The organism is Nocardiopsis nanhaiensis (assembly GCF_054778635.1).
In genome coordinates this window covers 122,299-136,168 of the sequence record NZ_BAAGZJ010000009.1, presented here as the reverse complement: position 1 = coordinate 136,168, position 13,870 = coordinate 122,299, and the positions used below count along the sequence as shown (strand labels likewise).

The 13,870-nt window shown below is 68.1% G+C and carries 16 protein-coding genes; 11 read left to right on the top strand and 5 right to left on the bottom strand.

The window, feature by feature from the left end; genetic code table 11:
* Both ACYVD1_RS06685 and ACYVD1_RS06680 read right to left on the bottom strand, forming a co-directional pair.
* Positions 1-514 (bottom strand): adenosylcobinamide-GDP ribazoletransferase (locus ACYVD1_RS06685; protein ID WP_460769157.1); only part of this gene is annotated, 514 nt, incomplete at its 3' end.
* Complete coding sequence (locus ACYVD1_RS06680; RefSeq protein WP_460769173.1) at positions 511-1,503, bottom strand: bifunctional adenosylcobinamide kinase/adenosylcobinamide-phosphate guanylyltransferase; 993 nt, start codon at positions 1,501-1,503, stop codon at positions 511-513. The genes ACYVD1_RS06680 and ACYVD1_RS06685, both read right to left, overlap by 4 nt.
* 206 nt (positions 1,504-1,709) lie before the next feature.
* On the opposite strand from ACYVD1_RS06680, the gene ACYVD1_RS06675 reads away from it, so the two are divergent.
* On the top strand, positions 1,710-1,913 hold the full coding sequence (locus ACYVD1_RS06675) for a hypothetical protein (RefSeq protein ID WP_460769155.1): 204 nt from the start codon (positions 1,710-1,712) through the stop codon (positions 1,911-1,913).
* A 369-nt stretch (positions 1,914-2,282) separates the two neighbouring features.
* Here ACYVD1_RS06675 and ACYVD1_RS06670 read toward each other — a convergent pair whose 3' ends face one another.
* Together ACYVD1_RS06670 and ACYVD1_RS06665 are read right to left on the bottom strand one after the other, a co-directional pair.
* Positions 2,283-3,287, bottom strand: coding sequence for an aldo/keto reductase family protein (locus ACYVD1_RS06670; protein WP_460769152.1), 1,005 nt, complete (start codon positions 3,285-3,287; stop codon positions 2,283-2,285).
* A gap of 183 nt (positions 3,288-3,470) precedes the next feature.
* Positions 3,471-4,133 carry a DUF3043 domain-containing protein gene (locus ACYVD1_RS06665; RefSeq protein ID WP_460769149.1) on the bottom strand — a complete coding sequence of 221 codons (663 nt, stop codon included), beginning with the start codon at positions 4,131-4,133 and terminating at the stop codon, positions 3,471-3,473.
* Between the two features lie 96 nt (positions 4,134-4,229).
* Here ACYVD1_RS06665 and ACYVD1_RS06660 point away from each other — a divergent pair, with 96 nt between their 5' ends.
* The 7 genes from ACYVD1_RS06660 to rpsD all read left to right on the top strand — a co-directional run bounded on the left by ACYVD1_RS06660 (position 4,230) and on the right by rpsD (position 9,950).
* Positions 4,230-5,003 carry a PspA/IM30 family protein gene (locus ACYVD1_RS06660; protein ID WP_460746972.1) on the top strand — a complete coding sequence of 258 codons (774 nt, stop codon included), beginning with the start codon at positions 4,230-4,232 and terminating at the stop codon, positions 5,001-5,003.
* Positions 5,000-5,278, top strand: a complete 279-nt coding sequence (gene pspAA / locus ACYVD1_RS06655) for a PspA-associated protein PspAA (RefSeq protein WP_460769147.1) — start codon at positions 5,000-5,002, stop codon at positions 5,276-5,278. Before ACYVD1_RS06660 ends, pspAA begins: the two co-directional genes overlap by 4 nt.
* A 277-nt stretch (positions 5,279-5,555) precedes the next feature.
* Positions 5,556-6,476: a zinc metalloprotease HtpX gene (gene htpX, locus ACYVD1_RS06650; RefSeq protein ID WP_460769145.1), complete on the top strand. Its 921-nt coding sequence runs from the start codon at positions 5,556-5,558 to the stop codon at positions 6,474-6,476.
* A gap of 48 nt (positions 6,477-6,524) precedes the next feature.
* Positions 6,525-7,145 (top strand): PspA-associated protein PspAB, encoded by a 621-nt coding sequence (pspAB, locus tag ACYVD1_RS06645; RefSeq protein ID WP_460769143.1) that lies wholly within the window; start codon positions 6,525-6,527, stop codon positions 7,143-7,145.
* Positions 7,146-7,432: 287 nt separating this feature from the next.
* Complete coding sequence (locus tag ACYVD1_RS06640; protein ID WP_460746968.1) at positions 7,433-7,783, top strand: HesB/IscA family protein; 351 nt, start codon at positions 7,433-7,435, stop codon at positions 7,781-7,783.
* A 297-nt stretch (positions 7,784-8,080) separates the two neighbouring features.
* Positions 8,081-9,052, top strand: a complete 972-nt coding sequence (locus tag ACYVD1_RS06635) for a carbohydrate kinase family protein (RefSeq protein ID WP_460769141.1) — start codon at positions 8,081-8,083, stop codon at positions 9,050-9,052.
* Positions 9,053-9,338: 286 nt separating this feature from the next.
* On the top strand, positions 9,339-9,950 hold the full coding sequence (gene rpsD, locus ACYVD1_RS06630; RefSeq protein WP_460769138.1) for a 30S ribosomal protein S4: 612 nt from the start codon (positions 9,339-9,341) through the stop codon (positions 9,948-9,950).
* A 232-nt stretch (positions 9,951-10,182) separates the two neighbouring features.
* Here rpsD and ACYVD1_RS06625 read toward each other — a convergent pair whose 3' ends face one another.
* Positions 10,183-10,434 carry a sulfurtransferase TusA family protein gene (locus ACYVD1_RS06625; protein WP_460769136.1) on the bottom strand — a complete coding sequence of 84 codons (252 nt, stop codon included), beginning with the start codon at positions 10,432-10,434 and terminating at the stop codon, positions 10,183-10,185.
* Between the two features lie 368 nt (positions 10,435-10,802).
* Between ACYVD1_RS06625 and ctaC the strand changes: the two genes are divergently transcribed.
* From ctaC to ACYVD1_RS06610, 3 genes are read left to right on the top strand one after another with little or no spacing between them, the layout of a single operon-like run.
* A complete protein-coding gene (ctaC, locus tag ACYVD1_RS06620; protein ID WP_460769134.1) occupies positions 10,803-11,723 on the top strand; it encodes an aa3-type cytochrome oxidase subunit II in 921 nt (306 codons plus the stop codon).
* Positions 11,724-13,400: an aa3-type cytochrome oxidase subunit I gene (gene ctaD / locus ACYVD1_RS06615; protein ID WP_460769132.1), complete on the top strand. Its 1,677-nt coding sequence runs from the start codon at positions 11,724-11,726 to the stop codon at positions 13,398-13,400. It abuts the gene before it with no gap.
* Between the two features lie 12 nt (positions 13,401-13,412).
* Positions 13,413-13,838, top strand: a complete 426-nt coding sequence (locus ACYVD1_RS06610) for a cytochrome c oxidase subunit 4 (RefSeq protein WP_460746961.1) — start codon at positions 13,413-13,415, stop codon at positions 13,836-13,838.
* The last annotated feature ends 32 nt before the right edge of the window (positions 13,839-13,870 follow it).

Below are 13,870 nucleotides of genomic sequence, written 5' to 3'. Positions count from 1 at the left end.
CCTCCGGCCGGGCAGAGGGCACGCGGGGCGTGCACGCCAGGGTCACCGCCAGCCGTCCGGCCGCGCCCGCCACCACCGCGCCGGCCAGGGCGGCCCAGGGCGAGGCTTCGGCGAGCTGCGCCAGCGCCAACACCTGGGCGCCGACCGCCACCACCAAGGTCAGGACCCCGAAGGGCCCGATGTCGGAGCGACGCATGACCTCCAACGCGCCCTCGGCCGCGCGACCGCTTCCCAGGCCGTCGGCCAGGTCGGCCAGGCCGTCCAGGTGAAGCCCTCGGGTGAGCAGAGCGCCGAGGCCGACCGCGAGCAGTGCCGCCAGCGGGGCCGACCAGCCCACCCAGACGCCCAGCACGGTGACCGCACCGGTGGCCGAGCCGAGAACGGCCCCCAGCACCGGCGCCCAGCACATCGCCCAACCGGAGACCGGACGGTCCACCCGCTCCACGCGCACCGGCCAGACCGTGAACGTGCCCACCGCCATGCGCGCACCGGCGACGGCGTCAGATCCGCTCACGGAAGCTCCACAACGCGCCCGGCCGCGGCCAGCACCACGTCCTCGGACTCGGCGCCCACCCACTGGTTGAGCAGACCCAGCTGGTCGCGGAAGACCCGGCCCGCACGGGTCGGCGGCACCACGCCGGACCCCACTTCATTGGTGACCGCCACGATGTAGGCCTGGGACGAGCGCCAGGCCTCCAAGAGGTCGTGGACGGCGGTCTCCACACGTTCCTCCGCGTCCTCGGGAGGGTGCTCCTCCCACATGCCGCACTCACCCATGACCCAGGTCAGCCAGGTTCCCAAGCAGTCGACCAGGACCGCGCCCCTGGTGCGCTTGAGCAGTACCGCAAGATCCTTGGTCTGCTCGGTCCGCCACCACCAGGGTCTGCGCCGCACGTGGTGGGCGACGCGCTCAGCCCACTCCGGGTCCGCGGCGGGGTCGGCGACCGGTCCGGTGGCCGCGTAGACCACCTTCGGTTCCGCCAGCAGGCGTAGTTCGGCCTCGGTGGACTTGCCCGAACGCGCCCCTCCGGTGACCAGGGTCCGGTGCGGGCCGCGCGGCCGGGACTCCGGCCACACCGCTGGCGGGCACGACATCTCACTGCCGTCCCCCGGCACCAGGGCGCCCCACAGACGCGCCCGCCGGGCGAACTCCTGGGGCGACCTGATCCGGTGGTCCCCGCCCACCGCGACCACGGCCGTCGTCACCCCGATCACGCCGGAACGCCGGAGCTCCCCGATGACCTCGGGGCGCTGCGCGGCGTCGACGATGACCATGTCCACCTGCTGCGGGGGCGCCGAGGAGTAACCGGAGGAACCCCCGGGCCGGGCCTCGGCCGGAGGACCGCCGGGCAGTGGACCCGGGCCGGACCGGGCGTAGAGCAGGCGGCCGCCGTCGCTGCCGTCCACCCGGATCCCGTCCGGGGTGGGGGTCACCGTGTACCCGGGTGGGACCGGGCCTACGGCGCCGGCCTCGCGGATACGGAAACGGTCGTCGACGGTCACCCTCAACGGCAGACGGCGTTCCGCGTGGGCCTTGTTGCAGGAAGAGCAGGTGCACTGCGGTGCTGGCCAGCCCGCGTGCCCCGCCGTTCCCAAAAATCGGATACGCACCCCAAAGAGTTAACCTCATCGCGGACCGAGCCTTGGTTAGGCTCAGCACAGGATCGCGGTGGCCCCCACCGTGCAACGGCGACGAAGGGCGGTCGAACATGGCGTGGACGTGGCGGTATCACGAGGCGGACGGTGCCCAGCTGAGGGCGGAGGGACTGCCGGCCGAGTCGTTCACGTCGCGCGGCGACGCCGAGAGCTGGCTCGGTGAGAACTGGGAGGAGCTCGTCGAGGGCGGCGTGGGCACTGTCGCCCTGCTGGAGGAGGGGCGGGAGGTCTACGCGATGTCCCTGTCGCCCGAATAGCCGGCCCCAGAGGCTCCCATGAGCGCCGTGCCCGGCCTCCAGGTCGCGGCGCTCAGTCGCTCCCGCTCTCCTCCGCCTCCTCCGCGATCTCGGGCAGGCACGTGTCGAAGTCCAGCGAGAACTCACCGGCCTCCGCGACGTAACTGGCGCTGACCGGATGCGCGCCTTGGATGTGGACTGCTTAGTCGGTGTCCCCGAAGGCCACCAGACCCCGGCTCTGGTCGGAATCCCTCTCGTTTCAGGAGAGGGAGGAAGTCAGGGGCAGGGCCAGTGTGCCTATGAGGGGGGCGCCGCGAGCCCGGCCGCGACGAGCGCGGCCCCGGTGCCCTCGGGCTCCGGGGCCGCATGTGGCCAACCACCGGGGAGTGGTCAGCCGCGGATGTTCTCCGGGCTCTTGGTGAGCGACGGGTCGCGCTCGATGCTGTCACCCAGGACCTCGTCGATCCGTGCCATCAGGGCGGAGTCGAGCTTCACACCGGCGGCCTCGACGTTGCTCTCCACCTGCTCCGGGCGTGAGGCGCCGATGATCGCCGAGGACACGTTGGTGTTCTGCAGTACCCAGGCCACGGCCAGCTGGGACATGGTCAGCCCCGCTTCGGCGGCGAGCGGCTCCAGCTGCTGCACGCGCTCCAGGAGGGCCTGGTCGGAGACCTTGTCGGCGAGGAACTGCTCGCTCTTGGGGTCGCTGGCACGCGAACCCGCGGGCAGTTCCTGGCCCGGCTTGTACTTGCCGGTGAGGATCCCGCCGGCGATCGGCGACCAGACGATCTGGCCGATGCCCTCGCGCTCGGACACGGGGACGACCTCGGACTCGATGACCCGCCAGAGCATGTTGTACTGCGGCTGGCTGGAGACGATCCGGTCGAAGCCCATCTCGTCCGCGATCTTGAGGGCGCGCTCGATCTCCTCGGCCCGCCACTCGGAGACACCGATGTACAGGGCCTTGCCCTGGCGGACCAGGTCCTCGAAGGCCCGCATCGTCTCCTCGAGCGGGGTGGTGTAGTCGAAGCGGTGCGCCTGGTAGAGGTCCAGGTAGTCGGTGCCCAGGCGGCGCAGGGAGGCCTCCGCGCCGCGGATGATGTGCTTGCGGGACAGGCCCTTGTCGTTCCTGCCCTCGCCCATCGGCCAGAAGACCTTCGAGAAGATCTCCAGCCCGTCCCGGCGCTCGCCCTTCAGCGCGCGGCCGAGAACCTCCTCAGCCCTGCCCTGGGCGTAGGCGTCCGCGGTGTCGAAGGTGGTGATGCCCGCGTCGAGTGCGGCGCGCACACAGGACGCGGCGGTGTCCTCCTCGACCTGGGAGCCGTGGGTGATCCAGTTCCCGTAGGCGATCTCGCTGATGATGAGACCGCTGTTGCCTAGATGCCGAAAGTCCATGCTGAGCACTCTAATAGCAGCACCGGCGGAATCCGAGACCGTCCACCATGAGATTGGGAACGCTCCCAGTCAGGAGGTGCAGCCGCCCCAGGCGCCGTGCCCCAGACACAGTGAAGGGCCGGTGCGGACACCGGCCCTGCTCACGTGTGACGGACAATGGGGATTTTCGGGACGGCTGGCTGTTCAGCGTGTGCCGCGGGGAGTGGGGTCCTCGCCGACCTTCACGCGGGGCTTGGGCAGACGCAGGCGCCGGAACTGCAGCTGGCGCATGGCGGCGTACATGCCGATGCCCTTGATCGCCGGGTCGTCGGGGAAGTACTCGCTGGTCCGACGCTTGATCGTGCGCCCGACCATGATGCCCTCGGCGACGATGGTGACCATCATCAACGGCCACAGCACGTAGGCGACGGCGACCTGGAACGTCGGGTTGTTGATGAACAGCAGCGCGATGATGAGGATCGAGAACGGCAGGAAGAACTCACTGGCGCTGCGGCGCGAGTCGATGAAGTCCCGGGCGTAGGCGCGGGCCTGCCCGAGGTCCTGCTGGCGGAAGTATTTCTCGTCGCCCTTGGGAGCACCGGAACGCCGCGCACCCTTGTCGCGTTGACGTTCGAGACGGTCCCGGTAGGCACGGTAAGCCTCCTTTCGGGTCTCAGGGGCCTTCACCGGTCGGCGCGGGGTGCTGTCGGATTCCCTGCGCTTAGGGGTGGGCACACCCTTCTTGGGGGTATATCCCTTAGGTTGGGTGGCCTCAGTGGCCTCAGGGCTGGCGGATTCGGCAGAGCTCGAATCCGGGGCTGCGGAAGCGGAGCGACGTCGGAACACACCTTCAGGGTAGCCGGTCATAGCTTTATGGCGACCGCGGGCCAGACCGCGTAGGGTTGGGCAGAGCGCCCGCTGGGAACAGCCGATGTACGCACCGAGAAGGGGACGGCCACGCCAATGAGCGTGTTTCAGCGACTTTCGATGATCTTCAAGTCCAAGGCCAGCAAGGCCCTGGACTCTGTCGAGGACCCCAGGGAAACACTCGACTACTCGTACCAGAAACAGCTTGAACTCCTGCAGAAGGTCCGTCGCGGTGTCGCCGACGTCGCGACTTCCCGAAAGCGGGTCGAGCTCCAGATCCAGCAGCTCGAGCAGCAGTCCGGCAAACTGGAGACCCAGAGCCGGGCGGCCCTGACCCAGGGCCGTGAGGACCTCGCCCGTGAGGCCCTCACCCGTCGCTCCGGCCTCACCAGCCAGATCGAGGGACTGCGCGAACAGCACTCCAACCTCCAGGGTGAAGAGCAGAAGCTCACGATGGCCGCTCAGCGCCTGCAGGCGAAGGTGGACTCCTTCCGCACGCGCAAGGAGACCATCAAGGCGACCTACACCGCCGCTCAGGCCCAGACGCAGATCAGCGAGGCCTTCTCGGGCATCTCCGAGGAGATGGGCGACGTGGGCATGGCCGTGCAGCGCGCGGAGGACAAGACCTCCGAGATGCAGGCCCGTGCCGGTGCGGTGGACGAGCTCCTCGCCTCCGGCGCGCTGGACGACGTCACGGGCAGCGGCCCCAAGGACGACATCCAGAGCGAACTCGACCAGTTGGCCAGCACCACCGGTGTCGAGTCCGAGCTGGAGCGCATGAAGCTCGAGCTCGAAGGCGGCAACGGCGGCGGTGCCACCCCGCAGATCGAGGGCGGGAACGGCTCGGCCGGGAACCGGGAGGGCTCGTGATCGTCCGCATCATGGGTGAGGGTCAGGTTGACCTCACCGACGCCGACCTGGACCTGCTCAACGACTTCGACGCGGCCCTGGAGGCGGCGATCGAGGCGGATGACGAGGCCAAGTTCCGCACGGCCTTGCACGACCTCCTGGAGAAGGTGCGGGAGGACAGCAAGCCGCTGCCGCCTGACGCCCTGGAGCCCTCGCAGTTCATCCTTCCGCACGCTGACGCCAGCATGGAAGAGGTTCGCGAGATGCTTCAGGACGACGGACTCATCCCGGGCTAGGCCCGGGTGCGGTGACTCCGCGAGACCCGCCGCCGTCCAAGCGGGTCCGCGAGCCAGGCGTGTCCCCGGGCTAGGGAGACCACCGGTCCGAGCCACGTTCGGTGCCTGCGTGCGCGCGTTCTCCACCGCGGCCGCCGTGACCACGTCACGGCGGCCGCGGTGTGCGTGCGGTCTATGACACGTCTCACCGGACGTGGGGAACACGCGGCGGCCCGCTTTAACCCGTTTCTCACCTGCCCGAACTACACTCCGAAACAGTCATAGGGGAGGGATCGGCGTGGCAGGTTCGAAGTTCCGTCCGGACCGGGGGCTGACAGCCCGGATGGTCATGACCATGGTGTTGCTGTTCCTGGTCTACGTCGCCTTCGTGTTCGGCCTGGTCTTCGCCGGGCTCAACATCTGGCTGGTACTGATCATCGTCGGGGCCTTCGCCCTGTTCTCCTACTTCTCCTCCGACAAGATCGCCATGTTCGCGATGGGCGCCAAGGAGGTGACCCCGCAGCAGGCACCCGACCTGCACGCTATGGTCGACCGCCTGTGCGCCATGGCCGACATGGGCAAGCCCCGCGTGGGAATCGCCGACTCCGACGTGCCCAACGCCTTCGCCACCGGGCACAGCGAGAAGTCGGCGGTCATCTGTGTGACCACCGGCCTGATGCGCCGCCTGGACGGCCCGGAGCTGGAGGCGGTCGTCGCCCACGAGCTCTCACACATCGCCCACCGCGACGTCATGGTCATGACCATCGCCGGTTTCCTCGGCATCGTCGCCGGGTTCCTCACCCAGGCCGGGCTGCGCTTCGCCCTGATCGCGGGGGGCAACCGGGGCGGTAACAACGGCCCGGCCCCAGCGGTCGTCGCCCTCCTCGTCGTCCTGGTCAGCGCCGTCGCCTGGGTTCTGAGCTTCCTGCTCACCCGAGCCCTGTCCCGCTACCGGGAGCTCGCCGCGGACCGCGCCGCCGCCTACCTGACCGGCCGCCCGTCCATGTTGGGCAGCGCGCTGTCCAAGATCACGGGGGACATGGCCCGCATCCCCACCAGGGACCTGCGCCAGGCCGAACCGTTCAACGCCTTCTTCTTCGCGCCGGCCTTCGCGAAGAAGGGCTTCAGCATGAACCAGTTGATCGCCACCCACCCGCCGGTCGAACAGCGCCTGTCACAGCTCTCCGACATCTCCCGCCAGCTCGGAACCGGGAACTGACCCGGCAGGCCCTCGACCCGGCCCCGACCACCCGTGAGGGGAACCCGCATGAGTTTCTGGCGCGCCCTGCTGGGACGTTCGAAGCTGGCCAAGCCCGACTTGGACGCGCTCTTCGGGCTGCCGTCGGCCGCCCTGACCCTGCGCGCGGCTGTGGGGATCTCACCCACGGGTTCGGGCTCCGTGGCCTTCCGGGCCTCGGAGGGCGCCGCCTTCGCCGATGTGGAGCGCGACGTCACCGAGCTCCTGAACGCCGGTGACGGCCCGCCGGTCGAGCAGACCACCGATGACTACGGCTACACCTGGCTGGTCGTGCGCGGGGGCGGGGCCGACGGCGGTGGGGGAGAAATTCCTGCGGGGCCGGGCGGAGAGGTGGTGGACACCGACATCACCGGCCTGGTCACCGACCTGCACGCGGTCAACTCGACCCTGGAGGTGAACGGCTACGGTCCCTCCCTGCTGTGCTCGCTCGTGGGCTTCACCGACGGCGGGGGCCGCTCGGTCGGCCTCGTCTACCTGTACAAGCGGGGCACCTTCTACCCGTTCGCCCCTCGGGGCAAGGGCCGGGACAACGCACTGGAACTACAGGTGGAGGCGGCGATCGGGGACGATCTGCCGATGGAGAAGGACAAGTCCCGCTGGTTCCCGGTCTACGGTGCCCCGGGCCTCTGACGAGGACGGAGACGTCTTTCTCCGCTTCCGGCGCACACCGGAGATGGCATCCGGGGCCGGGACAAATTACCCTTGGAGGTGCGAGTACACCCGTGCGCCGCCGGTGCCGCACCCACATCCTGTGGCCACGGCGGCCGGGCGAACACAGCGGCCACAAGGTGGAATGCCGCGCGGGCTCCCGGCGTTGGGACCCGTTGAAGAGGACTACACCCGCCACGGCGGGCCGATCCGGCACGCGACCGGGGTCGCCAGACGGCCGCAACCCCTTTTAAGAGGAGCTTTACAACATGACGGTTCAGAGCGAGGCCACCGCGCAGGGAGTCATCCTCACCGATGGTGCGGCCGACAAGGTTCGGACGCTCCTTGAGCAGGAGGGCCGGGACGACCTGCGCCTGCGCGTGGGTGTCCAGCCCGGTGGTTGCTCGGGGCTGCGTTACCAGCTCTACTTCGACGAGCGCGACCTGGACGGCGACGTCATCGCCGACTTCGACGGGGTCGAGGTCGTCACCGACCGCCGCAGTGCCGCCTACCTCATCGGCGCGACCATCGACTTCATGGACACGATCGAAAAGCAGGGGTTCACCATCGACAACCCCAACGCCACCGGTTCCTGCGCCTGCGGCGACTCCTTCAACTAGGAGCCGCGAGGGTCGGCCGGGCACGTTCGGCCAGGCACAGCCGCCCTGGCGGGGCGGCAACCACAGGGGGAGGGCGGACGCTCCCGAGCGTCCGCCCTCCCCCTTCTTGTGTCCGATTCTGCGTCCGAGGGCGGTGCCGGCGCGCTATCCGTGCCCGCCCGGCCTTTAAGGACCGCCGCCCCCTGGGTAACCTAGGCGGGTCCATCGGTCGCGCCCCGGCGTGGCCGGCTACGCCCACAACATGTCCAGCTCGTCCCCCGAGTGCATTCTTCTTCCCAACCAAGGAGCTCACGTACAGTGCGTATCGCGGTTGCCGGATCCATCGCCACCGACCACCTGATGACCTTCGACGGTCGGTTGGCCGAGCAGATCATCCCCGACCAGATCCAGCAGTTGTCCCTCTCCTTCCTGATCGACGAGCTGGATGTGCGCCGCGGCGGCGTCGCAGCCAACATCTGTTTCGGTATCGCCGGCTTCGGACTGAGCCCGATCCTGGTCGGCGCGGCCGGGGCCGACTTCGAGGAGTACCGAGCATGGCTCGACCGCCACGGCGTCGACACCTCCGCGGTGCTCATCTCGGAACTGCGCCATACGGCCCGGTTCATCTGCACCACGGACAAGGACCAGAACCAGATCGCGTCGTTCTACGCCGGTGCGATGGCCGAGGCCCGCAACATCGAGGTCGGGCCGATCGCGGACCGCGCGGGCGGCCTCGACCTCGTCCTCATCGGCGCCGACGACCCGGTGGCCATGGTCCGGCACAGCGAGGAGTGCCGCTCGCGCTCCATCCCCTTCGCCGCCGACCCCTCGCAGCAGCTCGCCCGCATGGAGGGTCCGGAGGTGCGCAGCCTCATCGAGAGCGCGACCTTCCTGTTCACCAACGAGTACGAGAAGGCCCTGGCCGAGCAGAAGACCGGCTGGTCGGACGCCGAGATCCTGGGCAAGGTGGGTATCCGGGTGACCACCCTGGGCGCCAAGGGCGTCCGGATCGACCGCGAGGGCGAGCCCAGCATCCGGGTGCCCTCCGCCGCCGTCGACAACCTCGTCGACCCCACCGGTATGGGCGACGCCTTCCGCGCCGGGTTCCTCTCGGCCCACTCCTGGGGGGTCTCCCTGGAGCGCGCGGCCCAGGTCGGCAACGCCACCGCAGTCCACTGCCTGGAGGCGGACGGACCGCAGGAGTACAAGCTCACGTCCGAGTCCCTCCTGGGCCGTCTGGAGCGCTCCTACGGTGCTGACGCCGCCGCTGAGGTCAAGCCCTTCCTGTGATCGGGCACCACTTTCGGGCGGGATGACGCGCCTTTTGGTCGGGGCGGTGTCTCCGAGCCCGTAAAGTGGATGGTCGTGACCCGCACGGATAATCCCGTGCCCGCCCGGTGCGCTGAAACGCGTGCCGGGCTACTTCGCCCAAGCCGTTCGCGCCGGGTCACGCGCGACGGTGGGGAACCCGCTTCCGACCCGCACCGCGGGATCCGGGGCTCGGGCGCCCGGAGCGCCTCCCAGATCTAGGCAAGCCTTACCTGGGATTCCCTGATTCACCTTGAAAGGACTATGCATGCGCTACACCGGACCGAAGGTGCGGTTGTCCCGGCGCGCCGGCACCCCGCTGACCCGTAAGGCGGTCAGCTACTTCGAGAAGCGCCCGTACCCGCCCGGCGAGCACGGCCGTCGCGTCCGTCGCAACAGCTCTGACTTCGCCGTCCGTCAGGCGGAGAAGCAGAAGGTGCGCTGGTACTACGACCTGACCGAGAAGCAGCTGCTCCGGATCTACGAGAACTCCAAGAAGCGCGCCGGCCGTACCGGTGAGGAGATGCTCGCCGAGCTCGAGCTGCGTCTGGCCACGGTCGTCCTGCGTGCCGGTCTGGCCGCCTCGATCTACGCCGCGCGCCAGTTCATCAACCACGGCCACATCACCGTGGACGGCAAGAAGGTCGACATCCCGTCGTACCAGGTCAAGCCGGGCCAGATCGTCAGCGTTCGGGAGAAGTCCCGCACGATGGTCCCGTTCGTCGAGGCTGCCGAGGGCATCCACGCGGACGACAAGATCGCCGGTTTCCTCGCCGTGAGCCACAAGGACCTGCGCATCGCGGTCATCGACCGCCCCAAGCGTGAGCAGATCCCGGTGCCGTTCGACGAGCAGCTCGTCGTCGAGTTCTACGCTCGCTAAGCACCTCCCGCACCCGCGGGCCCAGTCCTCCTCCGAGGGCGGTCCCGTACCGCGGGGAAGGCCGCGCGGACCCCGGGTCCGCGCGGCCTTCGTGCTGCCCGGCGCCCTGCACCGGCGTGACTGACGGTGACGCGGTGCGTCGGGTCGACCCCGGCGCCATCCCCGGGAACCGGCGGGAGCCAATCGTTATCGCACCGGAACCGAAAACCCGGATGCGGCCCCCGTCACGCCGTCAGTACATCCGGCGGATGTGAAACGCGCTACCCCGCGCCAAGGGCTCCTCGACGACGAACTCGTGCATCTTCATCCGGCACCAGGACGGTATGTCGGCGCTTGCCGCCGGATCGTCCGCGGTGACCGCGATGACCGCTCCGATAGGCACTTCGTGCAATCTGGCGGCCAGCATGATGATCGGGATCGGGCACTTGCGGCCCACCGCCTCCACGGTGACCAGAGGCTGCTGCGAGGCCGGTCGCTGAGGCACGGCTACTCCTGTTGGTTGTCGTCCTGTAGCCCAATCTTGACCTGGGCCGCTCGAAAAGGCGCACCCGGTTAAGGGTGCCGTAAACCCAGCGATACGCTCGCCTTAGTCTCGTGCCGTGAACGCGTACAGCTCCGCCGCAGGCGGCGATGTACTCGGTTATGGCCGGGCCCGGGGGAACGCCGGGCCGCGCCTCGTAGCCAGCCGGGAGGATGTCCCTCGGGGGCGACTGGGCCCGGCTCCGCGGGACCACCGCGCGTTCCGTCAGGGGCGATCCTGGCAACACGCTGACCAGGCAAGCCCCTGATCGGCACGCTGGGCGGTTCGCGATAATGTTTCCCCCTGACAAGCTTTGGATACTTAGGCCGCCCGTGGAGAATCCACGGGCTTCACCGCTGGGAAGGCAATCCGTGAGTCCGACCCGCCAAAAAAATCGGCGCTCAACACTGCGCCGATGGGCACCACGCGGCGCCGCGCTCGCCGTGATGGGGCTGGCCGCGACCGGCTGCGCGTCGAACGAGCTCACTCGTTTGGGCATGCCGGCGCCGATCACCGAGCAGGCTGAGCGTGTTCTCTCGCTCTGGCAGGGCTCGTGGTTGGCGGCTTTCGCGGTCGGCATTCTCGTGTGGGGACTGTTCATTTGGACGATCCTCTTCCACCGCAAGCGCTCTGAGCAGCTGCCGCCGCAGGTGCGGTACAACATGCCCATCGAAGCGCTGTACACCGTCCTGCCGATCGTCATCATCTCGGTGCTGTTCTTCTTCACCGCCCGTGATCAGGCGTACCTGATGGATACCGAGGAGCCCGCGGACGTCCACGTAGAAGTCGTGGCCTTCCAATGGGCCTGGCAGTTCAACTACATGGACGACACGAAGGAGAACGGCGGAGAGGTGCTCTTCTCCGAGGTCGGTATCCCCAATCCGGACGGGACCGCCGACCCCGAGACGCAGACGACCCTCGTCCTGCCCGAGGGCTCCGCCGTCCACTTCGACCTCTACTCGCCCGACGTCATCCACTCGTTCTGGATCCCGGCGTTCGGTTTCAAGATGGATGTCGTGCCGGGCCGCGACAACGCCTTCCAGGCAAACCTGCAGGAAGGTACTGAGGGCACCTACATCGGCCGTTGCGCCGAGCTGTGCGGTGTGGACCACACCCGCATGCTCTTCAACGTCGAAGTTCTGCCGCAGGGCGAGTACGAGAGCTGGGCCTCCGAGCAGGAGGCCGCAGCCGAGGATGACGCCGCCGAGGGCGCGGGCGCCGAAGCGGCCGAGCCCGAGGAGAATGACGAGTAAATGACCACGACGGCAACCGAAACCCAGACTGGCGGACCTCAGGCACCGTCACGAAAAGGGTCGATGATCGTCAGCTGGATGACGTCGACCGACCACAAGGTCATCGGGTACATGTACCTGATCACCTCCTTCGCGTTCTTCCTCTTCGGTGGTGTGCTGGCGCTCCTGATGCGCCTCGAGCTGTTCGAGCCGGGCATGCAGTTCATGTCCAACGAGCAGTTCAACCAGCTGTTCACCATGCACGGCACGATCATGCTGCTGATGTTCGCGACCCCGCTGTTCGTCGGGTTCTCGAACGTGATCATGCCGCTGCACATCGGCGCGCCCGACGTGGCGTTCCCGAGGATGAACCTGTTCAGTTACTACCTGTTCCTGTTCGGCAGCCTCATCGCCATCGGCGGTTTCCTCACCCCGGGCGGCGCCGCCAGCTTCGGCTGGTTCGCCTACACCCCGCTCTCCGACGCGGTCCGCTCACCGGGCCTCGGCGGTGACCTGTGGATCCTGGGCCTGATCGTGTCCGGTCTGGGCACCATCCTCGGTGCGGTCAACTTCATCACCACCGGTCTGTGCATGCGCGCGCCCGGTATGACGATGTTCCGCATGTCGATCTTCACCTGGAACACCCTGCTCACCAGTGTCCTGGTGCTCATCGCGTTCCCGGTGCTGACCGCCGCCCTGATCGCCCTGGGCGCCGACCGCATGGTCGGCACACAGGTCTTCAACGCGGAACACGGTGGTGCCATCCTCTGGCAGCACCTGTTCTGGTTCTTCGGGCACCCAGAGGTGTACATCATCGCGCTGCCGTTCTTCGGTATCGCGACCGAGATCCTGCCGGTGTTCAGCCGCAAGCCGATCTTCGGCTACAAGAGCCTGGTGGCGGCCACCATCGCCATCGCCGGTCTGTCCGTGACCGTGTGGGCGCACCACATGTTCCCGACCGGAGCAGTACTACTGCCGTTCTTCTCGTTCATGACGTTCCTCATCGCGGTCCCCACCGGGGTGAAGTTCTTCAACTGGATCGGGACGATGTGGCGCGGCCAACTCACGTTCGAGACACCGATGCTGTTCACGATCGGCTTCCTGGTCACCTTCCTCTTCGGTGGTCTGACCGGTGTGCTGTTGGCTTCGCCGCCCATCGACTTCCACGTCACAGACTCCTACTTCGTGGTGGCGCACTTCCACTACGTGGTGTTCGGCACCGTGGTGTTCGCGATGTTCGCGGGCTTCTACTTCTGGTGGCCCAAGTTCACCGGCAAGATGCTCAACGAGAAGCTGGGCAAGTTCCACTTCTGGCTGCTGTTCCTCGGCTTCCACGGCACCTTCCTGGTGCAGCACTGGCTGGGCGCGGCCGGCTTCCCGCGCCGGTACGCGGACTACCTGCCCGAAGACGGGTTCACGGAGCTCAACCAGATCTCCTCGATCTCGTCCTTCGTGCTGGCCGCCTCGACGCTCATCTTCTTCTGGAACGTGTACATCACGTCGAAGCGGGCGCCGATGGTCACCAGCGACGACCCGTGGGGCTACGGCTGCTCCCTGGAGTGGGCGACGTCCTGCCCGCCGCCGCGACACAACTTCACGTCGCTGCCGCGGATCCGGTCCGAGCGTCCGGCCTTCGACCTCAACCACCCGCACGCCGCGGCACCCGGTGCCGTCGCGGCCGGTGCCGAGAAGAAGTAGGGGCGAGCTCACATGAAGATGCAGGCCTATCTGTTCATGGGCATCTCGACCTTCTTCGGTCTTGCCGCTGCCCTGTACATCTACTGGTCCTACCAGGACACCGGCGCGATCGAGTGGACGGGCACCACCGCCCTGGTCATCTCCATCGGCTTCGGTTGGATGATCGGCTACTGGCTCTGGCAGGCGGCTCGCCGCAGCGAGCACTTCCACGGCCTCCCGCCCGAGGAGCGCCTCGACGGCGAGATCTCCGAGAACTCCGGCGAGTACGGCTTCTTCAGCCCGCACAGCTGGTGGCCGCTGTGGGTCGCGCTGGCCGTGGCCTTCACGGCGGTCGGTATCGCGATCGGCTGGTGGATGGTGTTCATCGGCTTCCTCGCGATCATGCTGTCGTCGATCGGCTGGGTCTTCGAGTACTACCGCGGAGAGTTCCAGCACTGACGCGCACAACCGGCGCCTTCGCCCCATGCGGG

Excerpts from the sequence above, each read along its gene's own strand:
- ACYVD1_RS06660 (WP_460746972.1), top strand. The coding sequence starts at position 4,230 with ATGAGCGTGTTTCAGCGACTTTCGATGATCTTCAAGTCCAAGGCCAGC.
- rpsD (WP_460769138.1), top strand. The coding sequence starts at position 9,339 with ATGCGCTACACCGGACCGAAGGTGCGGTTGTCCCGGCGCGCCGGCACC.
- ACYVD1_RS06675 (WP_460769155.1), top strand. The coding sequence starts at position 1,710 with ATGGCGTGGACGTGGCGGTATCACGAGGCGGACGGTGCCCAGCTGAGG.
- ACYVD1_RS06665 (WP_460769149.1), bottom strand. The coding sequence starts at position 4,133 with ATGACCGGCTACCCTGAAGGTGTGTTCCGACGTCGCTCCGCTTCCGCA.
- pspAB (WP_460769143.1), top strand. The coding sequence starts at position 6,525 with ATGAGTTTCTGGCGCGCCCTGCTGGGACGTTCGAAGCTGGCCAAGCCC.
- ACYVD1_RS06640 (WP_460746968.1), top strand. The coding sequence starts at position 7,433 with ATGACGGTTCAGAGCGAGGCCACCGCGCAGGGAGTCATCCTCACCGAT.
- ACYVD1_RS06670 (WP_460769152.1), bottom strand. The coding sequence starts at position 3,287 with ATGGACTTTCGGCATCTAGGCAACAGCGGTCTCATCATCAGCGAGATC.
- ctaD (WP_460769132.1), top strand. The coding sequence starts at position 11,724 with ATGACCACGACGGCAACCGAAACCCAGACTGGCGGACCTCAGGCACCG.
- ACYVD1_RS06610 (WP_460746961.1), top strand. The coding sequence starts at position 13,413 with ATGAAGATGCAGGCCTATCTGTTCATGGGCATCTCGACCTTCTTCGGT.